General features: G+C 41.7%; 21 protein-coding genes and 4 tRNA genes. 14 read left to right on the top strand and 11 right to left on the bottom strand.

Features of this window, described 5'->3' with window-relative positions:
• Positions 1-7: 7 nt before the first annotated feature.
• The 11 genes from EYR97_RS20990 to EYR97_RS20940 form a co-directional block, all read right to left on the bottom strand.
• Positions 8-1,228: a glycosyltransferase family 4 protein gene (locus EYR97_RS20990; protein WP_131095708.1), complete on the bottom strand. Its 1,221-nt coding sequence runs from the start codon at positions 1,226-1,228 to the stop codon at positions 8-10.
• 4 nt (positions 1,229-1,232) lie between these two features.
• A complete protein-coding gene (locus tag EYR97_RS20985; RefSeq protein ID WP_131095707.1) occupies positions 1,233-2,915 on the bottom strand; it encodes a glycosyltransferase family 2 protein in 1,683 nt (560 codons plus the stop codon).
• A 78-nt stretch (positions 2,916-2,993) separates the two neighbouring features.
• Complete coding sequence (locus EYR97_RS20980) at positions 2,994-3,818, bottom strand: sulfotransferase domain-containing protein (RefSeq protein WP_131095706.1); 825 nt, start codon at positions 3,816-3,818, stop codon at positions 2,994-2,996.
• Between the two features lie 67 nt (positions 3,819-3,885).
• The gene (locus EYR97_RS20975) at positions 3,886-5,685 is read right to left on the bottom strand and encodes a hypothetical protein (RefSeq protein WP_131095705.1); all 1,800 of its coding nucleotides are present in this window, start codon (positions 5,683-5,685) and stop codon (positions 3,886-3,888) included.
• Between the two features lie 367 nt (positions 5,686-6,052).
• Positions 6,053-7,045 carry a type II secretion system protein GspK gene (locus EYR97_RS20970; RefSeq protein WP_131095704.1) on the bottom strand — a complete coding sequence of 331 codons (993 nt, stop codon included), beginning with the start codon at positions 7,043-7,045 and terminating at the stop codon, positions 6,053-6,055.
• Complete coding sequence (locus EYR97_RS20965; RefSeq protein ID WP_131095703.1) at positions 7,026-7,625, bottom strand: type II secretion system protein; 600 nt, start codon at positions 7,623-7,625, stop codon at positions 7,026-7,028. The genes EYR97_RS20970 and EYR97_RS20965 overlap by 20 nt, the downstream gene beginning before the upstream one ends.
• Entirely contained in the window at positions 7,594-8,019 is a 426-nt protein-coding gene (locus EYR97_RS20960) for a type II secretion system protein (protein WP_131095702.1), read from the bottom strand. Before EYR97_RS20960 ends, EYR97_RS20965 begins: the two co-directional genes overlap by 32 nt.
• Positions 8,019-8,396: a prepilin-type N-terminal cleavage/methylation domain-containing protein gene (locus EYR97_RS20955; protein ID WP_131095701.1), complete on the bottom strand. Its 378-nt coding sequence runs from the start codon at positions 8,394-8,396 to the stop codon at positions 8,019-8,021. Before EYR97_RS20955 ends, EYR97_RS20960 begins: the two co-directional genes overlap by 1 nt.
• Positions 8,386-8,793 (bottom strand): type II secretion system major pseudopilin GspG, encoded by a 408-nt coding sequence (gene gspG, locus EYR97_RS20950; protein WP_131095700.1) that lies wholly within the window; start codon positions 8,791-8,793, stop codon positions 8,386-8,388. Before gspG ends, EYR97_RS20955 begins: the two co-directional genes overlap by 11 nt.
• 20 nt (positions 8,794-8,813) lie before the next feature.
• Positions 8,814-10,004, bottom strand: coding sequence for a type II secretion system F family protein (locus EYR97_RS20945; RefSeq protein WP_131095699.1), 1,191 nt, complete (start codon positions 10,002-10,004; stop codon positions 8,814-8,816).
• Positions 10,001-11,728 carry a GspE/PulE family protein gene (locus tag EYR97_RS20940; RefSeq protein WP_242635151.1) on the bottom strand — a complete coding sequence of 576 codons (1,728 nt, stop codon included), beginning with the start codon at positions 11,726-11,728 and terminating at the stop codon, positions 10,001-10,003. Before EYR97_RS20940 ends, EYR97_RS20945 begins: the two co-directional genes overlap by 4 nt.
• A gap of 104 nt (positions 11,729-11,832) precedes the next feature.
• Here EYR97_RS20940 and EYR97_RS20935 point away from each other — a divergent pair, with 104 nt between their 5' ends.
• The 14 genes from EYR97_RS20935 to EYR97_RS20870 all read left to right on the top strand — a co-directional run.
• Positions 11,833-12,777, top strand: a complete 945-nt coding sequence (locus EYR97_RS20935; protein ID WP_131095698.1) for a hypothetical protein — start codon at positions 11,833-11,835, stop codon at positions 12,775-12,777.
• Complete coding sequence (locus EYR97_RS20930) at positions 12,770-13,342, top strand: hypothetical protein (protein ID WP_131095697.1); 573 nt, start codon at positions 12,770-12,772, stop codon at positions 13,340-13,342. Before EYR97_RS20935 ends, EYR97_RS20930 begins: the two co-directional genes overlap by 8 nt.
• Entirely contained in the window at positions 13,343-13,804 is a 462-nt protein-coding gene (locus EYR97_RS20925; RefSeq protein ID WP_131095696.1) for a hypothetical protein, read from the top strand.
• A gap of 44 nt (positions 13,805-13,848) precedes the next feature.
• Positions 13,849-15,897, top strand: a complete 2,049-nt coding sequence (locus tag EYR97_RS20920; protein ID WP_165478124.1) for a type II secretion system protein GspD — start codon at positions 13,849-13,851, stop codon at positions 15,895-15,897.
• A 169-nt stretch (positions 15,898-16,066) separates the two neighbouring features.
• Complete coding sequence (locus tag EYR97_RS20915; protein ID WP_165478123.1) at positions 16,067-17,776, top strand: lipopolysaccharide assembly protein LapB; 1,710 nt, start codon at positions 16,067-16,069, stop codon at positions 17,774-17,776.
• A gap of 52 nt (positions 17,777-17,828) precedes the next feature.
• Positions 17,829-19,106: a hypothetical protein gene (locus tag EYR97_RS20910; protein WP_131095693.1), complete on the top strand. Its 1,278-nt coding sequence runs from the start codon at positions 17,829-17,831 to the stop codon at positions 19,104-19,106.
• Between the two features lie 152 nt (positions 19,107-19,258).
• Positions 19,259-20,284, top strand: coding sequence for a UDP-N-acetylmuramate dehydrogenase (gene murB / locus EYR97_RS20905; protein ID WP_131095692.1), 1,026 nt, complete (start codon positions 19,259-19,261; stop codon positions 20,282-20,284).
• Complete coding sequence (birA, locus tag EYR97_RS20900; RefSeq protein ID WP_131095691.1) at positions 20,281-21,267, top strand: bifunctional biotin--[acetyl-CoA-carboxylase] ligase/biotin operon repressor BirA; 987 nt, start codon at positions 20,281-20,283, stop codon at positions 21,265-21,267. The genes murB and birA overlap by 4 nt, the downstream gene beginning before the upstream one ends.
• A 79-nt stretch (positions 21,268-21,346) precedes the next feature.
• The gene (locus EYR97_RS20895) at positions 21,347-22,093 is read left to right on the top strand and encodes a type III pantothenate kinase (RefSeq protein WP_131095690.1); all 747 of its coding nucleotides are present in this window, start codon (positions 21,347-21,349) and stop codon (positions 22,091-22,093) included.
• Positions 22,094-22,214: 121 nt separating this feature from the next.
• Positions 22,215-22,290 (top strand) — tRNA-Thr (locus tag EYR97_RS20890).
• Between the two features lie 7 nt (positions 22,291-22,297).
• Positions 22,298-22,382 (top strand) — tRNA-Tyr (locus tag EYR97_RS20885).
• Positions 22,383-22,415: 33 nt separating this feature from the next.
• A tRNA-Gly gene (locus tag EYR97_RS20880) sits at positions 22,416-22,490 on the top strand.
• A gap of 7 nt (positions 22,491-22,497) precedes the next feature.
• Positions 22,498-22,573: transfer RNA gene (locus EYR97_RS20875), tRNA-Thr, on the top strand.
• Between the two features lie 68 nt (positions 22,574-22,641).
• Positions 22,642-22,761: GTP-binding protein (locus EYR97_RS20870; protein WP_242635065.1), on the top strand; the 120-nt coding region annotated here is incomplete at its 3' end.

Genomic DNA, 22,761 nt, shown 5'->3' with positions numbered 1-22,761 from the left:
GACGGCACTAGTTGCTGTTTAGCTTTTCAATAAACTGTAAGTGTTGCTCTATTGCAGATTGCTGATTGCTTAATTTAGCGTACCAGTAATCGAATACTTCTGGTTCAATAGCGTGCACAATCGCTGCTGCGAGAGATGCGGCGCTGCGCGCTTCAAAGGTCAACCCTGCGATACCTTCGATTTTCTCTTTCATGCCACCAATATTGGAGCCTATTAATGGACGCCCCAAGTGAATAGCTTCTTGGATAACAACTGGAGAGTTCTCCCACCATACAGAGGGAATTACTACCCAATCACATTCAGCCATACGGCTAGGTAGTTGTTCTGATTCGTAGGGACCGCGTAAATCAACACAGTCTTCTACTTCTCCTAACAGCGCTTCAACTTTTTCTTTGAATTCACTGGTCTGGATATCTAAATTGGCACCGTGAACATCTAAGTGAATTTGCTCACGAACATCTTCTGGCAGTAAAGAGAGTGCCTTTAGCAAAATATCCAAGCCTTTGTAAGGATTAACTTGTCCGAAAAAGGCTAGTTTAGTGCGTTTACCTTCACTTGGAAGGGATCTTGGATTCGCCGGTGTTAATGTCGGTAACACATTTTCTATCACGTGCACTTTATCTTCAGGTAGACCCCAATCTATATAGCGCTGAGCGAGAAACTCGCTTGGTGATATGAACTCATCTACATAGGAGAATTGATCGAGTATATAGCTCTTCCTCAGAAAAAAATCCCCAGGTGAATGACTAGGGAAGCATTGATGGCAATCAGAAGGAACCGCTTTAGTACACAGTTTGAGGGTTTCTCTCTTAACCATTTGACCGTTATGCATACACATCGCCATAAACTCATGAAGAGTAAACACAATTTTAGCGTTGGGCAGCGCTTTCCTAACGGCTGGAAAAATCTCAATCCCCATATGGGCATAGTGATGAATATGCACAATGTCAGGTGAGAATTGCTTTAGCAGGTCGTATAAATCTGTAAAAAGAGGCTTCAAATGGCTAGTACTTAGGTTAAACCAATCGGTCATTCCAGTATGAAATAGTACTTCTTCACCACGGCTAGAAAAAGTAGACCCGCCATGTGAAGAGCCATCTGTTCGAGCGACGTAAAGGCAGTGATGCCCTTGCTGTTTTAGCAGTTGATACAGATTCCATGACGCAACTTCTGCTCCGCCTTTGCTGAGTTCAGGGTGTCCATGAGATATAAATGCAATTTTCTTCATGATGTTACAGCTTCCCTTCCAAGTCGCCTAATTTACTTTTCCACTTGTCATTGTACTTTATGGCATTTAGTACAGTTATGTTATGCTTCCAGCGTCCTGGCTTAACCAAGTTCTGCGATTGTCTTTCTAGGTGATACAACTCTACATCTCTGCGAATCATGTTGCGTTTACCCAATTCTTCAATTTTTAAACAAAGATCAGAGTCTTCAAAATCACCTAGAATATACATAGGGTCAAAACCACCAACAGCAATAAAGTCTGACTTTTTAACCATCCAGCAGGCTGCGGTAAGTAAAGTACAGTGTTCTTCGTTCTCAGTGTAAGGGGCAAGTTGGATTGGCCAGCCCTTTTTAGGGTGGTCATTAAATAGCAAACCAGGGTATTCGTTGACGGTCATTGGTGCCATACCATCGTGCTGTATAGTGTTGTCTTCAAACAGTAAACGAGCACCTACTATACCTACTTCAGGCTTGTTACTTGTTTCAAGGAGCTTTTCAACCCATTGCATAGATTTAGGTAATATATCGGAATTGAGAAGTAACAAGTTATCTGCTCTCGCGTACTCAACACCAATATTGTTAGCTTTACCGAAACCAACGTTTTTTCCAAGAATAAGTAAAGAGAATGGGAATGACACTATTTGTGCCATTTCTCTTGCTAATTTCGTTGCTTCGTTCGCTAGTTTTGGGTCGTCTAGAACGTAAATTACTTCAACAGTTTCGGCATTGATGAAGCGCTGGAAGTTAGACAACTGGTAGCGCATAAAGTCAATGCGACCGTAGAGAGGCACAATCATAGATACACTAGGTGAAGCAGCAGCATTACCAAAGTCAAGCCTGCGTACGCTTGGTTTCACATCGCCAGGATACATTTTATCCAGCATTGGGATAAACATATCCGCTTTCGCTAAATGGGATGGACTGTGAGCTTGCCATGCATTAAGCATGCGCTGGGCATTGGTCATTTGATCTGACTTGCCATTGTAAATTTGTGTAGTAGATAGCTTTTCTAATTTGTCTGCATACTCGAACTCAATAGAAAGTTGCTTTACGCTCGGCACTAGCTCAGCGCTGTCTAAAGTAAAAACTAAAATGAAGCCTGCATTGACACTTTCTGCACTGTCGGCGAATGCATTAACAACATCAGACCTGGTATAACGAATAAGGTTAGTGTCTTTAGTAATTGCTTTTTTTATATTTAAATCGAAGGATTTAGTTTTTCCAGCATCTAACAACCACCCTGTTACATAAACATATTCATCAACGTAAATGGCATATTCTAAGGTTCCCTTAACACTGCTCGACGACATTTTGGAAACATCAATTGATGGAACATCGATAGGTTGTATATCACCTTGAAGTGTTAGTGAGGCTTTTAGCTGGTTTCCATCTGTGCAAAGTACAATAAATTGAAATTCACTAATGTCGAGCTCTGTGTCGCATACAAGTTGGAAACCTGTGGCCGGTTTTCCCGTTGCAGACACAACATCACTGCGCTCAATAAAAGTAACATCAGAGGCAAGAGGTTTATTTTCGTTGCTAATTAGGCCTACACGCTGGACTGTACTTGTGGCGTACCAGCCTACAACACAATATCCTGTTGATGTTTTAGCTACACTGTCAATGACATATGGTTTAGGTGCTTCTTTACCCAGAAGTCTTCTTGCGACATTTTTTATTTTGTTCACGCTTATCCCTTTGCTAGCGGCTTAGTGGGTATCGACTTGAACTAGAAATATATCACATACATTAAATTGCAGCTATGTTTAGGCTTCGCAAACTTCTTGTAACCTTTGTTTTATTGAAGCTTCATCGTAGTATTGATTGGATAAAATTTGTATATGGGAAATGACTGAAGTTCTGAGATTATCTAAGGTTTGCTGGTTGTAAACACGTGCAACCTTCTCGATGCTCATAGTTGATTGCCCATCAAATCCAAATGCATTTATAAGTGCGTTTCCGTTACTTTCTACTATATCTTCGTATTTTATTAGTGAGTTGGCATAATTTGAAAATTGTTTTATAAACCAACCATAGATATAAATTTGTCGTTTAAGAACATCTGGCTCTGAATCTAAAGCTACTTTTAATTTATTACAGAACTTTTCTCCGCCAGGAATACGCCCCTTATTTACAGGTAAATCCACATTCATCCATGATAAAAGTACATCTACAGGGTTTCGTATAACAGAAACCACATGAAAGTAATTTACAGCTTCATGTATTAAAGAAGCAAAGAGTGCATTTTGTTTAATCACTAAATTCATGGTGGCTGGTTGTGGGGGAAGGGTAAGTAAACCGCGTTTGGCTTTTAACCGTCGAAGGTTTCCATTCCCACTTTCTTCAATTGGGTTATCTAGTAATAGTGATTGATCACTACCGTGCTCAAAGGCCTCGCCATTAATCAGTTTATTCTCAATAGCATCAATACACTTAATAACTTCTAAGATTGCATTATTGCTTGTTGCACTCAGAAAACTTCCTGGGTTAAGTGGTTCGTGCAGTGCAATAGTGTCTTCAAGTGAATTTAAAATTTTACACGACAGTGTTGTACCAGAGCGAGGAATACCTGTTAGTAAGAATTTTTTCATAAACAATTTTCATTAAAAAAAACCTCGCCGAAGCGAGGTTTTAGACTAGCAATTAAAGCAAGTAACCTTATGGAGTTACGTTATTTGCTTCTGGTAGGAAGTTAGACTTACGAGCCTTAATGCTGTTAGCGTTAAGGTCTTGAATGTCGATAGTACCTTTTTCTGGGTTAACAACAACCGCAGATACACCGATATCTTCGTCTTCACCACCGATGTGTAGCTGAGCAGCAGTACGTGAACGACCAGTGAAGCTAGCGATGATGTCAGCAGTTTGAACTACGATTGACTCACCCGCTGGGATAACACCAGTTGCCATAGCACCCGCAGTTACTACAGTACCGTTCTCTGGAGTGAACTCAAACATGTACTTAGCTGGAGTAGGACCAGTATTAGTTAGGTGGAAACGCTGTTTGTAGTCAGTGAATGTTGACATGAACGGAACGTCTACAGTGATAGAGTCATAGATGATTTCACCCATGGTATCATCGATAGAGTTCGGCATTGCACCCATTGCTTCTTCCCAACCATCATTTGTAGAGATAGCATCAGCAGCATAGTTGTCTGTTAGTGCATCCCATGAAATGTTAGCTGAGTAAGTAGACTCACCGATACGGTTCATCTTGTTACCAGTCATCCAAGGATTCTCAGAACCTACTAGTAGGTTATCAGTTACGTCTGAATCCATACCTGCAACGTCAACACACAGAACGTAATCGTTCGCTTCAAGATCTGCTTGAGAGATAGTGCTGAATACTAGCTGAGACATAGTAGAAGCTGGGTCTGGAAGGATATCCGTACCAACGCTACATGAATCACCCGCAGGACCTGCAGGAGTTGTAGTTACTTCACGCATAGTCCACTCACCGAACGAGAAGTCACCATTGAACTTAACTACTGGGTCTGTACCGATTACGTCAACATTGTTGAACGCACCGCCGTCAAGGTCAGTGAAACCGTTACCAGCAGGAGCTAGAAGGTCAGTATCTACTTCACCTAGGCTAGCAGTTGTAGCAGAAACTGCCGCACCTGCCCAAGTGCCAACACCGTCGAACATACCGTCGTTGTTAGTGTCGTTGCCGCTTTGCTGTTCGTCGTAGTAGTTAGTTTCATCGTGATCAGCAAATTGTGAATTAGCGTGGATGAATACAGTGTACTCAGAATCAACAGATGCGTAAGCATTGTTTGGAATAGTGAAGTCGTTTACAACACCGTTAGTGAAACACATAGCATCGTCTGCACCAGTGTCTTTAAGTGTTTGTGAATCGTCTTCTTTTTGTGCGTCAACAGCATCTTCGAATAAACGGTAACGAGCAGTTGTACAACCGTCAGTCGAAAGGTTGTATTGATCAACTTCAACGTAGAAGCTCAACCAACGTGGAATATCTTCACGACCTGCTGGGTTGTTTTCGAAAGCGTTAACTTCGAATACCACGTAGTTTGCACCTTGACCACCTTCTGAGATTGAAGACTGTGGGTTAGGGATATCGGTAACAGGGTAGTTTTGAACGTCAGTATTGCCTGCGTTTACTGGACGAGCTTGCTCAGCTGCAACAGTATCCCATACTAGGCGAGGTGCAGTTTGGAAAGTTGCGCCGTTACCTAGGTCGATACGGATGTACTTGTTCGTACCTTCCGCAATTGAGAAACCGATGTTCGCTGTAAAGTGAGATGCAGTACCGTTGTCGTTTTCAACGATAGCACGCTCAGAATCCCAAGTAAGCTCAGTTGGGTACTGAACAGCTGTGCTGTCAGGGAAATCACCAGTAGCACCATCAAGGTCAAAAGCGACCTGATTAGGGTTTGCGAATGCGATTCCCTGTGTCATTGCGGCTGTAACTGCTACCGCTAATAGTTTTTTGTTTAACATGTATAACTCCTGCAAGAGTAACTATAGTTTTTGTTTCTTTCGATAACCTTTGATCCCGTAGGTCAGCTCCAGAAACGCCTCCATCATTTAAGTACAGCCCGTGTTAAGCGCGCTGCATTCAAATTTTTTATTTAAAGTTTTATGTTAGCTCATTCCGTCCAGCTAGACCTAACCTAGCAGGTTAAGGTTCAAGCTAGTGTACAACCAATTGCTCATATGTCAATTAACATACTCGCTAATTAACTAAAACAAAACTTTTTTTCAAAGCCTAACACAGCTTTATTATAATTATATTTCACCTAACATTTCGACTTTGAAAGGGACTTGAATGAGTTTAAACAACCGACTGTTTATAGCAGCAGAACTGCTAATTAGCAAAAACAGAAGCTACTTTTAGTGTAAAAGGTTTTTCTAACCCTACACCAAAGTCAACGCTTCGAGTTTCAGTATACCCATCAAACCTAACGGTAATGATCAACGAACTGTTAGCTGCAAAACGATAGAGTAATTCGTTATTTAGATCAAGATCATTCACGATCAAACTCAGATCTTCAATCGAATTAAGCCAGTCCCCCGCAGATCGCTTAATCAAAATTTGCCCAGCTTTATCTGGCCATAACCTTTTTAACAAGGCTGGGGGAACGGCATTGATGTTCAGTGAAGACAGGTACTCAGTGGAACATTCTTGTAATAAAGACGGATATTCAACGGCTAGTTCGCGCCAATGAGGCATTAATGCTAGCTCAGCACAATCTTGGATAAAGTAATTTGTTGGCAAGTCCATCATTGTTACGTGTTGGTAGCTATCACGCTCAGCTCCAGCCGCGCGAGGCGTCGAATCTGCGTCAATATAGTCGTGAAGTGTATCAATATATTTCTGTCGCTGGGATTGTGCAATATTATATCCGTCCAGCCATTGTGTTAACCAGAAATCACTCGCGGTATTTAGAGGAATCAGTCCATTCTCAGACTGTAAAACAAACGATAATTTTGATCTCTCTTTTCCATCTACTGCTTCTGAATATTCGAAACCATCAATGCGTAATTCATCGCCGGTGGTTCGAAAACGCCATTGCCCGTCTGACTGTACTAACTTGTCCGTGTTTTGACCGGTACTTAACCCTGCTGTGGTAAAACGCTGAGTAGCTGCCAAGTAAGTGAGCTCATTAATTTTACTCTGCACTAAAGCTTTTTTAGAGAGCTGTTCTTTTGCTTCATACGCCAATGATATTCGATTACTCATAATAGAACTGGCAGTAGCAATCAGCACTATCATCATGGTCATAACAATAAGCACGGTAAGAAGTATCGCACCACTTTGCCGAGCTAGGGAAGGGGTATTAAATTTCATGGGTACCATTTACTGCGATGCCCGTTGGCATAATAGCTTCTACATCTCTACCAGGTATTCCCAGTAACCACTGTTCATCACCATTGAGTATTTTTATTGCATTTGGCAGTAGTGCTTTATTGGGAGAAAAACTGTCTTCCCAACGCTGTCCGTTTAGATAACTAAATGAAAATTGCCCATTTAGATTAGCTACTTTTACTTTGTCGCCATTATCAATGGAGTAATATAAGCCCTGTATGGCACTATTTTGGCTTTCTATACTCCACTCTACTTTTGTTGGTGTCGCTTTAATGGTGCCCGGTGGATTAATAGTAATAAACGAAACGCGTTGTGACGAACCTGAAAACACTGACTTAAACGGGTGGTAAAGCTGTGCGCCTTTAAAGCTGTCGATGAACCACTTTTTCGGCAGTAAACCTCTATTTACAATAAGCTGTTGGCTATTGAGTTTATCAAAATTACGCCACGTGGTACCTAACCCTTCTACCAGTAGTGTTGTAGTGAGGGACAAAATTACCAATACCACCAACATCTCAACGAGTGTAAAACCATTTATTTTATTGAAGCGTGCCAATGGAATAACCATCATCTCTCCATTGCTTAACAAGTTTTGTATCTACACTCGTTATAAGTCTATCTTCAATCTTAAATTCCATCGCGACATCAAAAAGCGCGACAATCCAAGCTGGAGATTTTCGATGAGCTTCGGAGAGGTTTGAACGAAGCTCTTTCGCTTCCCAATTTACGGTGTACCGTCCAACTTTAAAACTGCCTTCTCTGTTTATCTCAAAATCCATTAACTCAAGTTGATCGTGAGCTTGTTCATAAATTAAAGGAAGCTCAACGGCTGACTCAATCTTCTCGCTTGTTATAACAGCAGTACCAAACCATTCCCATACAAATGCGAATGCCGTTGATAAAATGACTAGAGCAACAAGTGATTCAATTAGCGTAAAGCCAGAATTTCTGCGTTTGGTGTGCATTACATTCTCGTGATTGTACAAAAGGGCGCGTCAACATTATACGAATACACGGTATCTCCTATAGTCGCTGTTATTTGTCCCCCCACACAATATCCGTTTTTGGTTACGGTTATTGGCTTTTCAATCTTAATTTGTGTGTCAGATTCAATCTTAATATCACGTGAGTCAGTAACAATTTGGTTGGTGTTAGCAAAAAGCGCTTTAAGTGGTAACGCAGAAACTGCATTTTGCAACTCAGTGCGCTTTGCATCTGCCTCGCGAGACTCCATCCATTTGAAAATAGCTGGCGACACCACAGAGGAAATTAGCCCAAGTAATACAAGGGTTACTAAAAGCTCAATAAGGGTAAAACCCTTAGGGAACGAATTATGGTACATAACCTACGTCTGCGTTTATGTCATCGCCGCCTGGTTGACCGTCAGCGCCGTAACTATACAGATAGAAACCATGATCAGCTTTTCCATTAATTTCATAGATGTAGTCATTATTCCAAGGGTCTAATGGCACACCTTCTTCTAGATAAGGACCATCCCAATATTGCTTTGCTTCATTAGGTGCAGTGCGCAACCCTTCTAATGATGGTGGATATTGCCCCACATCCAAGCGATAGGTTTGTAGCGCCATTTTAAGCATTTTCACTTGGGTTTCCGCAGTTCTTACTTTTGAGCTATCAACTTTGCCAAAGAATTGTGGGCCTACAAGACCAGCCAAAAGGCCAAGGATAACTAGCACAACAAGTAGTTCTATCATGGTAAAACCACGACTGTGTTTCATATTTCGCACTCTCGCACTCCTTAAATAGCGATATCTGTACTGGCGGTAATGGCTAAAACAATACCTAAAATCATTATTCCTATCATCACACCTACGATGAGAATGGCCACCGGTTCGACCAATGTGAGGACTTGCTTCATTCTACGTTTACAGGCTTCATCATGCAATTTAGCGACAGCACCTAACATAGTTGCTAACTGTCCCGTTTTGTCTCCAACAGCAATTAAATTAAGTGAACTCGGTGGTAACAACGCAGAACGCTCCAAGCTTTCTGTCAGCGTCATACCGGATTGTACATCGTTGACCAAGCCTTTTGCTTTTATTTGCCTAGCTTCGAACATGCTGGATTCAGCGGCCAATGTAAGGGTATTTATAAGACCGACGCGAGCACCTAACATGGCGCTGGATAATGAAGCCCATTTAGCCGCATCTTGCTCGGACAACCATGGCCCAATAACCGGAATACGCAAACTGAAATTGGCGACGAATTTTTTTACTCTGCTGTTTGAAAAGAACATAACAAGCAAAAGTATACATGCCCCGAAACTACCGAATATAACATATGGGTAGTCGTTGGCGTATTTACCCGCGCTTAAAACTAGCCATGCTAATGTAGGGAGTTCTTTGCCACCATCAAGCATGTGAGAGAACTTGGGAACCACTGCGAAAAAGATAATCAACATGGCAATAACGCCTGAAGCAATCAATACCATTGGATAGGTAAGCGCACTTCTAATTTCATTTCTTACCGCTTGGTCGTAGTTCATTTGCTCAGACGCATTACGTAGCGCTACAGCCAATTCACCACTGAGCTCACCAGCACTTACTAAATGTGAGACATATTCAGGAAAGGGCAGTGACGACTGCGCAATAGCTTTTGAAAAAGGTTCACCGCTCTCAATTAAACTAGCGATTTTTTTAAAGCCTCTTGCAAGGCCCGGATGCTCCTTATTTTTCGCAAGGGCTCCCACTGCTTCCAACAAGGTAACGCCAGACTCGGTGAGCGTTGCCAACTCTTGAAGGGGTAAAGTGAGATCTGAGATAGTAACCTTTTTACTCTTTCCTGATTCATCTTTATGCGGCGTAACGCTCAGAGCTTCAATATTTCTGCTTGCTAACGTATTAACAATGTCAACATCAGACACACCTTCTAGTTCGCCAGATACTAATTCCGATGTTTTTACGTTTATCCCTTCATAGGTAAACTTCACGATATATCCTCATCTAACGAACACACGCGCAGCACTTCTTCAACCGTCGTCACGCCTTTTGCAGCTTTTAGCAGGCCATCTTCAAGCAGTGAACGAAAACCAGCGTTTCGCGCTAGCTTTCTCACTTTTGTTACTTCTGCGTTATCAGCTACAGCTTGGCGAATTTCGTTGGTAACGGGTACGAGCTCGTAAATACCTACACGTCCTCGATACCCTTTACCATGGCAAGATTTACAGCCTACTGCTTTTTTCCACTTAACATTGTCGGTATCTATTTTGGCTAGCACACGTTCATCTAGTTCGATATAAGAAGGTGCTGTGGTCTCGACAGCACATTCCTGACACAGTTTTCTAACCAAACGTTGTGCTTGAACGCCCTGAATTGTGGCGGCAGTAAGGTACGGTTCTACACCGATGTCTGCTAAACGAGGAAATACGGAACAGGCGTCGTTAGTATGCAGCGTCGATAATACAAGGTGACCTGTTAATGACGACTGAATGGAGATATCCGCTGTTTCTTTGTCACGAATCTCACCAACCATGATGATATCGGGGTCTTGACGAAGAAATGTTCTTAGGGCTTTTGCAAATGTGTACCCAATGTCTGAACGAGCCTGAACCTGAACAATGCCATCAAGTTGATATTCAACTGGGTCTTCTACTGTAAGAATTTTCTCTTCGCCGGTTTTTATGTCAGCAAGCAAGCCGTATAGCGTAGTAGATTTACCGGAACCAGTTGGCCCTGTAACCAAAATGATCCCATTGCTCAACGAGCCCCACTCTTTGATTAACGCCAAATGATCATCTTCAAAACCAAGTGATGCGAGTTTTAACTCATCTCTTTGCTTGGGGAGTAGACGCATTACAATTGATTCACCGCGCACGTCAGGGGCTGTAGATACACGCACATCAAATTCTTTCTTGCCGGCTCGCGTACTAAACCTTCCGTCTTGGGGAAGGCGTCGCTCGGCAATATCGAGCTGAGAAAGTAGTTTAATTCGCGAAGCAATGGCCGGGAATCGAGAAGAGGGCTGTTGCATAAACTCTGTGAGCTTACCATCAATTCTAAAGCGAACCACCATGTTCTTTTCACCCGCTTCAATATGAATATCCGACGCTTCCGCGAAGATGGCACGTTCGACGATGCTATTAACGAGGTTAATCACGGGGGCTTCTTCAGCAAGTGCTGCTATGTCGGTGTTACTTTTTCCGAACAACTCAGAAACCGCTCTTTCTCTACTAATATCGTCTTCCACCGTTACTGCCATAGCTGGAGTAAGCAGGTGAAGTTGGATGTCATATTCGCTCGCGCTTACAAGTACAACGTTCAGATCACTGGGTTGCTTTAGATAGCCAACATAAAGCTTAAGTGTATTTTCTTTGGATAAAACGGGGAATATATGATGATTGATGCACCAATCTGCATTTAAGTTGAGTTTATCTAAGGTTTGAATAACATCGCTTGCGATAGGGCACAAACTAACTTTGTCGACTAGACTCCAACCAATAATAGAGGATATAACTTCATAAAGTGTGTCATCACCAACAATCCCCATACGAGACACTGCCGCAATACTATTTAGCGATACTTCAGCAGCAGAGTCTTTAATCTGCTGTACTTGTGCGGCCTCTATGTGGCCTTGCTCCGTAAGCGCAGTCATCACACTCGCTTCAATAGAGCCATTCAAACTCGCTTCAATAAACTCAGATATAGAAAGTAACAAAGTCGTTCCTGCGTTGAAAATAAGGATTATATCGAATAATTACATTTAATAAGATACCATCTAGCGGTATGTTAGACGAAAGATTATCTCAGTTACGGAATCCTATGCAAATTGCCTCTTTATTGAACAGTTATCCAGACTGGTTCGATCGCTTTCTAAATTATTTAGAAGTCACATTTTGGCAGGATCAACATCAACCTGACAGTAAGACGCCAGCATTCTATGTGTATAAACCTTACCCTTCAAGTGTTAGCGGTAAACAACTGGAAAGTTGGATAAAACTGCAGGAGAAGGCACTGTCGCCTTATAAAAATGGCAGTAGCTTTTCTATACCCTTGAAAAAAGGCGTGGCAATTTGGACAGCAAAAGATGCCTTTGATGGTATCCCTGAAACCGCTACGCAAAATGCACTTGAGGACGGAACCTGGTATGTAAAAGGGGAGTCTCTTGCCTACCGTCAGGTATGGAAAAATAGTGTGATGCATTCTTGTGAGAGCATTCCAGTTTCAGGTCTTCCTAACGACGTAATTTCAATTAACGATACATCAGTTTCGAATTCGTGGGCACAATCGCGCAAAGTTGATGATTTTATTAAAAGCCCTACTTTTGGATTCGCAATCGTTGGGTTGTTAGCAGGCGTACTTGCGTTGTGGTTAGTAACTGCATTTGTGGTTCAGTCCATTGAAATTAACTCTTTAGACAATAAAATGAGCGCACTGGAGCAGTCGCTAGGCGACACACTTTCGGCAAGAGATGCTTTTCAACGGAACTCTCGGCAATATGAACAGGTCAGAAGTTGGAAAGATGAGCTTGGCCATTTACCTCCTACGTTTGCTAGAGTCGTGTCTGTAGTGCAAGAGCAAACTAAGTGGATTGCAGGCAAGATACGCTGGCAAAGTAAAACGCTCACTATAACGCTGTTTTCAAAGGAGTTAGACATTACAACGTTGGTTAAAAATTTAGAGGACACGGGCTTGTTTGAAAATGTATCTATTCGTCCTCAAGATGGTGCGAATCTATGGACACTGGAGGTTATAGTTCGTGATTGATGTCATAAAGAGAAGTAGCGCGTGGGAGGAATTTTCCGCCAATAAGCGTCTACAGTGGATGGTTGTTGGTATTGCCCTCATTTTAGTAATGAGCATCAGTAAGAGCATGTTTGACTTACTTGACGAGCGTCGCAATGAGGCTTTGAGAACTCATGCGATGCTGGAAAGAATGGTTGAGGCGGCAAGCCACCCAGTATCAGAAAGTGCCTTTCAGAAAGCAGAAACGGCACTGTCAAATTTACTTACAAAAATTCCTTCAGTTGCCACTGCCAGTATCGCAGAAGCAGAGGCGCTATCGGCAGCAACTCAGTTGATTAATACTACTATTGCAAGGCCAAGAGCGCGCATGGTAGGCACTGAAACACTGATTTATGAGGGTGATACATATTGGCAAGTACGCATTAAAGTAGACGGTGGGTTGCATGAATTGAACTTCATTAAGTTGCTTGAATTTTTTGAGGAAGATTATCCGCAAATTCGACTTTATAGTTTTGACTTCCAGCCTGATGCTAAAGGAGTAGTGTCATTGGTTGTTGATTACTTGTATCAACAAGGAAGTGTATAGATGGCAAAATTGTTGTTTCCATTAGGTATTGTTGCTTTAGTAACAATGATATTATCAACCGTTTCTAACTTGCTACCAAATGTAGATGATGTGAATGTCGTTCAGTCGGTCGAAGATACCGTTAGTGAAGATGATAATAAATTCGATTGGAAAGAAGTGCTTGTAGCAATACCAGCATACTTCAAGCCGCCTGAAGAAGTGAAGGCTACCGAAATATCTAAACCCGTTCCCGAACCTGAGCCAAAGAGAATGCCCACAGAAGCAAGTTTTGTGGCAGTGGTAAATTTAGACACGGACCAAGAAGCAGTTGGAGTGTTTTTGGTGCCAGGAAACACACAACCCAAAGCACTTAGAGTGGGAGAAGGGTGGTTGAATCCATGGACGATAAAAGAATTGAAAGCAGATTACGTAATCTGGATAAATGCTGAAAACAATAGCGAAATTGCGCAAGCGCTTTTCTAATTTCTCAAATAATTATGAATATACCCATGCAAATGAATACAACAATGTTTAAGCAGACTACGCTCAGTTTATGTGTGATAGGACTTCTGAGCGGCTGCGCGAGTCTTTCTGAAATAACGACACGCGGCCCAGCAGAAAAGCTGGCAGAGCAAGACAGTAAGACTTACTCAGAACCGTTACGAGCACCAAAGTCAGTTGAAGAGGTTTCCTTACAAGTAACGACGGGAAATGATGACGATGTTTCTACTTCTCTAGAGGTTGTTGCGCCGCCTAAAATACCGATTAAGGACGCTGCTGATCAGGCGGAAGCCGCATTTTTACCAGCGTTAAAAGACACTAATGTTGAGCGTCAAACATACAACAATATGCCTGTGTCGTCTTTTATTAATGAAGTATATGGAAATCAGCTGGGTTTGAATTTTGTTATTCAGCCTTCTATTCGCCAAGTTGCTGATTTAGTAACTTTACGTATTGCAGAGCCAATAAGTCAAAAAGACTTTTATTCACTTGTGACCAAAACACTTCAAAGTTATGGAATAACAACATTTGAAAAAGATGGCACCTTAGTGTTCGATTATTCAATTTCGGTGGCGGGCGGTGTTCCCCTTCTCGCCACAGGAGAGGCACTGCCTGAAATACCATCAAGTAATAGGCCGATTTTTCAAATATACCCGCTTAAATTCGTCAAGCCGGCTCAAGTTCGTGCGACGGTTTTTCAGATGTTTCAAAAGCAAGAGCTTAGTATTACTGAAGATATTCAAAGAAATGCATTGATCTTGCAGGGAAAAATGAACGTTGTAAGTCAAGCTTCTTCTGTAATTAAAGCACTTGATAGACCGTCTTTGGTTGATATGCACAGTGTTATTTTACGTCCTAATGTGAATACTGCAGAAGAGTTGTCTGCGCAGCTTGAGGAAATACTTAGAACTGAAGGCGTGAATATAAGGCGTGGTGATGTAACAGCACCTGTACGTCTTCTGCCGCTTGAGGCCAGTGAGCAACTTATCGTGTTTAGTGCTTCTGAAGAAGTGTTAGATTACATTGTTGATTGGGCAGAAAAGTTAGAGATACAGCGGCAAACCGGCCTCCAAAACGGATTATTTAGCTACCAAGTAAAAAGCACACAGGCCTCGCATATTGTAGAGATCCTCAATCAGTTGACTACCTCACTGACACAAAATGAGGCGATTAATAGCGGTAAGGAAAGAACGAATACAATTAATACTTTTGTAGTCGATGAGCAACTAAATACCGTATTATTCAGTGGTAGTGGTCAAACTTGGGCAACAGCCCTAGAGCTTATCAAAAAGCTGGATAAACCCGCGCCTTCTGTAATGATAGAAGTCATTCTGGCAGAGGTGAGTTTAGAAGAGAGTGATAACTCTGCAATAGAATGGTTTAGAAATAATTCTCTTGGTGCATTTAATGTTTCGGCACAAGCCGGCGGGTTTGGAACTACAGACGGTGCTGGTCTGAGTTTATCTCTTTCACGAGGAACGCAAACTAACGCAGCCATTAACTTTTTGTATACCAATAGCAAAACGAAAATTCGTTCACGTCCTCGCCTAATGGTGAAAAGTGGCCAGCAAGCGTCAATAGATGTGGGTAGTCGAGTACCTATTATTACGTCTAATTCGCAGAGCTCTTCTGCGGCGGGGGCGCCTATCGTGCAGCAGGTTTCATATCTGAATACCGGTGTTCTACTTGATATAAAGCCTACGGTGCACGCTACAGGGTATGTCGATATAGAAATTTCACAAGAGATTAGTGAGGCGACTAACGCGACCAGTGGGGGGATCAACTCGCCCACTATCTCAAACCGCAGTGTTGAAACGGTTCTTACGTTACGCGATGGCGGTTCCGTATTAATTGGCGGATTGATTCGTTCAACTGATGGCGAAGGGGAAACAGGAATTCCATTACTTGGAAAATTGCCTGGTGTGGGTCGATTGTTTAGAGGAAATAACTCAAGTGATAGTCGAACGGAGCTAATGGTTATGATTATACCTTATATTTTAAATTCACCACAGGAAGCTGAAATGATGACAGACGAATTGCAAAAAGCTCGTCTTAAGATCATTGATGAGTATTAGCATTGCGTGTTGCTTTATACTGAATCCATGAAACATGTATTCAGAGTAAAATGCGAACAAGTGATAATCGGGCGAGCCATAGAAATGCTCGCCTTTCCAATTTAGTTATTAAAAAGGTGTAAGTGTGGTAAAGGGAGCAAGTTTTAAAACCTTAATGGTCATAGCCTTAATGGCAATAGTTACAGCAATTGTTTATCAGAATAGTATTGGGGTCCCTTTTTATCTGGACGATTTTGGTAGCATAGTCAACAATCCAAACTTTAAAAATGCGTCCTTTTCAACTCTATTTAGTGACTACCCCTTACGTGTCATAGGCTACTTTTCGTTGTTCCTCGACTTTGAGCAACACAAGCTTTCTGTATCTGGTTACCATTACACAAATGTGTTCATTCACTTTCTCACAGGGCTTGTTGTTTACTTTTTGGTAAGAAAGTTATGTAGTATAAGTAAGTTTGCTGTTAGTTCTGCGGCTGCCAACTACGTTGCAATGATATGCGCACTGGTATTTTTAGTGCATCCACTGCAAACGCAATCTGTAACTTATATTGTTCAACGGTTAGCATCGTTAGTTGCCTTGTTTTATTTAGCAAGTGTGTGCTGTTATTTCTACGCTAGAAGTAGCGAAAGCAATACGTTGAAAGTTGTATTTTCTTTTGGTTGTATGCTTTTTGCAGTATGTGCATTCTTCACTAAACAAAACGCTGTAACGCTACCACTTGTTCTTGTTTTTGCTGAGTTGATCTTCTTTAATCGCAGCGTCGCGAAAAAAATGATTTTAGCTGGCCTTATCGCATTATTAAGTATAGGCCTCCTTTATTTCGTTGTTCCTTCTTCGGTAGGAGGCTATGTTGATAAATTGGACATGCTGACGAGGGAAACTCGCGACATAACACGTATAGACTACTTTCTGGCTCAGCTTTCTATTCTTTGGATTTACGTCGGCAAGTTTTTTTGGCCAGTAGGGCTGCATCTTGAATACGGTAAAACGATTGAAGATTTTAGCCGCTTTACAACGCTGATATCTGCCTTTGCACACATAGTTGTTTTGGCAGCAGCATTTACACTTCGTAAAAAGCTTCCTTTATTGGCCTTTGGTATAGCCTTCTTTTACAGTGCTCACTTTGTAGAATCAGGCATTATACCTATTCGAGACCTCATGTTTGAGCATAGAACTTATCTTCCCAATTTTGGGCTTATCCTTGTTGCTTTGTCCCTTTGCTCTCTTGTATGGAAGCGTTTGAACAAAAGCGACAAAGCAACGGTCCCATTGATGATTTCTGCAATTGTTCTGTTCGCGTTGTCATATATGACATACCAAAGGAATGAACAATGGCTAGACCCTAAAAAGTTTTATGAGAACGAATTAGTTTATTCTCCCAACAATGTTCGGGTATTGCATAATTATGCGGAATATTCAGGGAGAATGGGAGATTTAGATAAATCTGAATCTCTTATCAACCGCATGTACGATGCTGCCGGTGATAAAATAGATGGTGCAATGGTAAACACTCACATCGTATTGCTAATGTCGAGGGGCAAGTTTAGGGATGCAGTTGCACTAGCTGAAAGGCTACTAGAGCAACCAGGTTTAAACCCTCGAACTCGGGTCCATGTACTTTCGAATATTGGTATTGTATACACTTCCTTGGGGCGCTATAAACGCGCCGATGCTTACTTCAGAGAAGCATATGCTCTAGGGGGGATGACTACTAAAGCGCTTTTAGCTTATGCATTTTCATTACATAAAAATGGCTTCCCGATTAAGGCGTTAGAAATGATAGATGAAATAAAAGTACTACGCCCTAACGACAGAAGAGCACTTGAACTCGAAAAGAAAATATTGGCGAAAAACGATGATAAGAGTGAAGTAGAGAAATAATGCTCTGCTTCAATTTTATTGACAACTTACTAAAGTAAAATAAGAGTGCACCGTGCTTTCTAAAATAACCAAGTTTTTAGGTTTCTCTACCTCCCCAAATGTGTTTTTTTCTATTCAAACGGGACAGCAGGGATTTACAGACCAAATGATGCAACTTTCTGCATTCTATAAGTTGGGTAGAGCATGTGGTTTCCCTTTTTATTATATTCCGTTTGAATCAAATAGAAGCCGGCCTCTTGAAAAAGATAGTGTCATATTGGAAAGTGAAACCAAGCATACCAACGTATATGATTTTTTAGGAATAAACACGTTCTTTAAGTCGCAGCATGAAATTTCCTTTGATGACAGCTGTGTTTTTGAAGTAAACCTAAGTGACGCAATATTAGAACTCGAAGGTATTCGAGGTTTTGATGGTTTGGTTGAGTATGTCCAGAAAATTGTGAATCAGAGAGTAAGCTCAACAAACGGTGAGTGTCCTTGGCTTTTTATTCTAAGGTTAGACAGAGCAAAACCTGCACCCGGAAAAGGAAAAAGACAATTTTTTGCTTTAATTAATCGTGCTTCTGAAGCTGAGAAGTTTATTCTTAACTTTAACGAGCTGTACAACAGAGAGCGTCAAATATCACCTATAGATAGTTTGTTTGACTCAACAAAACAAAAAGTGCTTTTTCATATACGGCAAGGGGATACCGCGGTATTAAAAACCCCTTGGGATACTTTTGTTCCAGTTGATATTCGTCGGCCTGATTACTTGGGCGAATCTGCTTCTTTAGAAGAAGTAAAGGGACGATACCACGACAAATTTGTCGACTCGATATTCACACCATCTGATTACTATTTATTTTGGAAGGATTTCGCTACTTCGTGTTTAAAAGGTAGCAAATCCGTACACGTGTTTTCTGATGGCTATAAACGAGCCGTTGATGAAGTAGTGCGAAACGCCCCTAAAATGTCCTTGAGCAATGAACAAATACAAGAGCTTAAAGAGCAACGTGATACGGTAGATAACGAAGCCTTCAGTGAGTTCTTTGAAGACATAGACATATCGTGCCACATAGGTGAAAGTGCACTTTCACTCTATCAACTTATCGACTCTGCGTTAAATGCGGATATCATAATAACATCGGCTCAACAAAGAATGCTTCCTAAGCTAATTGCGAACTACTCGCCAAAAGAGGGGGCCGCAGTTATTGTGTTATATAGAAATGAAGAGCCTGATTATTCGGATGTAATGGCTTCACACAAAAAGCGCTTTATATATGTAAATATAGATACGCCCGATTTTGAATATGTGTCGCAACGGTTAATCGATTTCGGCTTGAAGCTATAGGCCATTAACGGTTAGATAAGGCAACTCTTTTCTTAATTGACGTCATATTCGTAATTTATCGTGGTGGGGTAACCAGATATCTTCAGCTGGCACTTTTAATTGCCCCCCCGTTAACCTACCATTAGCGTCATGTCTCGCTGCTCGTACAATCTATGCCGTCATTACAACACTACAGTACATTCGGACTTAACGCTTCTTGTACTTCTATTTCCTCTTTTTCAGATGTGTCCTCTTTTTTGTCGCTATACCAACCGAATTTGCCTACTTATATTTTAGGTGGTGGTAGCAACTCTATATTTGTTGGTGACTTCGAAGGGGCAGTCCTTGTTAATGAAATAAAAGGCATAACGCATTACGACACTGATACACATCACTTCTTGCGGGTGGGAGCTGGTGAAAATTGGCATGATTTTGTTGCGTTATGCATGCAAAATCAATGGTATGGCCTTGAGAATTTAGCACTTATTCCAGGCTCAGTCGGCGCTTCGCCCATTCAAAATATTGGAGCATACGGTAAAGAAGTGAACGCATTCATTGATACGGTTGAAGTAGTAATGCTAACTAGCGGCGACAAAGTATTACTCTCTAACCAAGACTGCGCTTTTGGTTACCGAGATAGTATCTTCAAACACAAACTTGCTGAAAAAGTCTTAATTACCAATGTTAATTTCAAACTGCCTAAAGACAATGTGTTGGAAGTTAGCTATGGAGAGTTATCCTCTCTGGAGGATGCTACGCCAGAGCGTATTTTTGAAAAAGTTATCGAGGTAAGAAAAAGTAAATTACCTGATCCTTTGGTTCTTGGTAATGCGGGTAGCTTTTTTAAAAATCCTGTAGTGCCACTGTGCACTTTTGAGAAAATCAAAAAGCAATATAATAATGTGCCTCATTTTCTTGTGAATGCGTCTGATGAAGTGGCACAACAAAGTGGCGAACCTACTATGGTGAAGATCCCAGCGGCATGGCTTATCGACCAAGCTGGCTTCAAAGGGAAAGAGTACAATAAAGTACGGTGCCATCCAACGCAGCCATTGGTTCTTACTAATTTAGGTGACGCACGTGGCGAAGATGTCATTGCGCTGGCAAAAGAGATTATTACAAGTATCTCCGCGCTTTTTGCCATAAAACTTGAACCCGAAGTACGTTTAATAGGAAGTGAAGGACTCATTACGCTATGAGACAGGCATCTAAAGCAATAAGAAAACACATACTCGCGTTACTGTCTGATGGTCAGTTCCATTCAGGCGAAACCATTGCACAACAAGTGGGTTTATCGCGCACTGCCGTTGCCGGTCATATATCTCAATTAGCAGACTGGGGGCTAGATGTATTTAAAGTGAAGGGTAAAGGCTACCGTTTAGAGCGAGGATTCCCATTGTTAAGCGCCGACAGTATTAAAAAGCATTTAGGTAATACCAAAAGAGCAATGATTGACGTTGAGTCGGTACTTCCTTCTACCAACACTGAATTGAAAAAGCGAATTGCAAATAGTAGAGAAGACTTGGCCGATGGCGATGTAGTTTTTGCTGAAATACAAACTGCGGGGCGAGGGCGCCATGGTCGTTCTTGGCTAGCGCCTGTTGGTGGTAGCTTAACTTTTTCTATGTACTGGTCTTTTCCAGATGGTTATCAAAGTATGGCTGGCCTTTCTTTATTAGTAGGGCTTGCAGTATGTGACGCACTTAAAGAGTTTGGTGTTGATGACGCTGAACTGAAGTGGCCAAATGACATTTATTTACAAGGTAAGAAGCTTGCGGGTGTACTAATAGAAGTAGAGGGGCAAATTGGTGCAACTGCACACTGCGTTATTGGTATCGGTTTGAATGTGTGCGTTCCTGATAACCAATACGACGTGGGTCAACCTCATAGCGATTTAGCTTCTTACTTGGGAAGCATTCCCGATAGAAATGCGCTAGCAGCTGAAATTATAAAGTCGCTTTGGTCGTATTTACCAAAATTTACCCAGCAAGGATTTGGTCCTTTTGTTCCGTATTGGGAAGCATTGGATTTATATGCCGACAAACGTATAGTTCTACAAATGGGGGACAAGCGTTTTTCTGGTATTGACCGAGGTGTTGATGCCAGCGGGGCATTATTAGTAGAGACCCAAGATGGCATTACGCGATTCCATGGCGGTGAAGTAAGCCTAAGAGGAAACTGATAGCATAGTAATGTCAGTTTTTTACTGGCCTGTTAAAAGCAATAACCTGTAAAACAGTAGTCTTAGCGAAACAAAAAATATGAATAATATCGATGAAAGCCAAGTCATCTTAGTTGATATTGGCAATACCCGAATTAAATATTCGCTTCTCAGTCATGCTGAAGATGAACCAAGCGCATGTGAAGATGCAAAATCGCTTTTCTTTTTTATCGACTCCCAACAAAAAATCTCTCATTTATATATTGCCTCAGTAAGAAATCAGGACTTGGTTGATGAAATATCCACCATGTGTGATGCGAGGAATATTATTTTTGTAGAAAAACAGACTGAGCAGGAAGCATTTGGGATCAAAAATAGTTACGCCAATGTACAAAAAATGGGCGTTGATAGATGGCTGGCAATGATTTGTGCAGCAGAAAAATCAAAAAATGCATTTTTTGTTATGGATGTTGGAACGGCAATCACGGTAGATTTTGTTGTAGATGGTCAACATTTAGGCGGTTGGATCATCCCTGGATTCCAAGTTATGCGAAATGCATTGGTAGCTTCTACCCAAAAAGTATTTGCCAATGATGAAATTCCAACCACTTTTGGGGTAGGTACTGATACAGAAGATTGTGTGGCATCAGGGTGTCATGCTGCCCTATATGGTGTTTATTTGAGCGCTGTTGACTATATATCAAGCAAACGAACTGAATTTGACATAATTTTAGGGGGGGGAGACAAAAAAGTGTTTGCATTCTTAAAATCTGCTGATAACATGCGCCTCGCTCATTTAGTGATGCAGGGTCTTGCCCGCTACGCTCGGTGTGAACTGTTAAAGTAAACGCTGGCGTAAGTTTTTGATTAGTTGAGAAATTGGTCAAAAAAGAAAATTGAAAAATTTTCAAAAAGACTCTTGCAAAGAGTAAAACATTACTCTAGAATGCGCACCCACTTGATGTAGTGCCGACTTAGCTCAGTTGGTAGAGCAACTGACTTGTAATCAGTAGGTCGCCAGTTCGATTCCGGCAGTCGGCACCATCAATCTGGAGGGGTACCCAAGCGGTCAACGGGAGCAGACTGTAAATCTGCCGGCTCAGCCTTCGCAGGTTCGAATCCTGCCCCCTCCACCACTTTCTTATGAGGTGGCCAGAGAATTAGGATTTGCGGGCATCGTATAATGGCTATTACCTCAGCCTTCCAAGCTGATGATGCGGGTTCGATTCCCGCTGCCCGCTCCAAATCAGTGCTGATATAGCTCAGTTGGTAGAGCGCACCCTTGGTAAGGGTGAGGTCGGCAGTTCAAATCTGCCTATCAGCACCAGTATATTTCTCCCCAGCTCATGTAAAATTTCATAAATTTTTTAATGTAACTTTGCTGGGATAATAGAAATGGCAAAAGAAAAGTTTGAACGTACGAAACCCCACGTAAACGTGGGTACAATCGGCCACGTTGACCACGGTAAAACTACCCTAACTGCAGCTATCACTACAGTTCTTTCTAAAACTTAC

Origin of the sequence: Alteromonas sp. KUL42, assembly GCF_006538325.1 — a bacterium.
Lineage (GTDB): Bacteria > Pseudomonadota > Gammaproteobacteria > Enterobacterales > Alteromonadaceae > Alteromonas.
The sequence above is the reverse complement of the archived record's forward strand: the minus strand, read 5'-3'. Positions and strand labels throughout refer to the sequence as shown.

Excerpts from the sequence above, each read along its gene's own strand:
- murB (WP_131095692.1), top strand. The coding sequence starts at position 19,259 with ATGCCGTCATTACAACACTACAGTACATTCGGACTTAACGCTTCTTGT.
- EYR97_RS20925 (WP_131095696.1), top strand. The coding sequence starts at position 13,343 with ATGGCAAAATTGTTGTTTCCATTAGGTATTGTTGCTTTAGTAACAATG.
- EYR97_RS20920 (WP_165478124.1), top strand. The coding sequence starts at position 13,849 with ATGTTTAAGCAGACTACGCTCAGTTTATGTGTGATAGGACTTCTGAGC.
- EYR97_RS20955 (WP_131095701.1), bottom strand. The coding sequence starts at position 8,396 with ATGTACCATAATTCGTTCCCTAAGGGTTTTACCCTTATTGAGCTTTTA.
- EYR97_RS20980 (WP_131095706.1), bottom strand. The coding sequence starts at position 3,818 with ATGAAAAAATTCTTACTAACAGGTATTCCTCGCTCTGGTACAACACTG.
- EYR97_RS20960 (WP_131095702.1), bottom strand. The coding sequence starts at position 8,019 with ATGCACACCAAACGCAGAAATTCTGGCTTTACGCTAATTGAATCACTT.
- EYR97_RS20970 (WP_131095704.1), bottom strand. The coding sequence starts at position 7,045 with ATGGTACCCATGAAATTTAATACCCCTTCCCTAGCTCGGCAAAGTGGT.
- EYR97_RS20915 (WP_165478123.1), top strand. The coding sequence starts at position 16,067 with ATGGCAATAGTTACAGCAATTGTTTATCAGAATAGTATTGGGGTCCCT.
- EYR97_RS20965 (WP_131095703.1), bottom strand. The coding sequence starts at position 7,625 with ATGATGGTTATTCCATTGGCACGCTTCAATAAAATAAATGGTTTTACA.
- EYR97_RS20990 (WP_131095708.1), bottom strand. The coding sequence starts at position 1,228 with ATGAAGAAAATTGCATTTATATCTCATGGACACCCTGAACTCAGCAAA.
- EYR97_RS20935 (WP_131095698.1), top strand. The coding sequence starts at position 11,833 with ATGCAAATTGCCTCTTTATTGAACAGTTATCCAGACTGGTTCGATCGC.
- birA (WP_131095691.1), top strand. The coding sequence starts at position 20,281 with ATGAGACAGGCATCTAAAGCAATAAGAAAACACATACTCGCGTTACTG.
- EYR97_RS20895 (WP_131095690.1), top strand. The coding sequence starts at position 21,347 with ATGAATAATATCGATGAAAGCCAAGTCATCTTAGTTGATATTGGCAAT.
- gspG (WP_131095700.1), bottom strand. The coding sequence starts at position 8,793 with ATGAAACACAGTCGTGGTTTTACCATGATAGAACTACTTGTTGTGCTA.
- EYR97_RS20975 (WP_131095705.1), bottom strand. The coding sequence starts at position 5,685 with ATGTTAAACAAAAAACTATTAGCGGTAGCAGTTACAGCCGCAATGACA.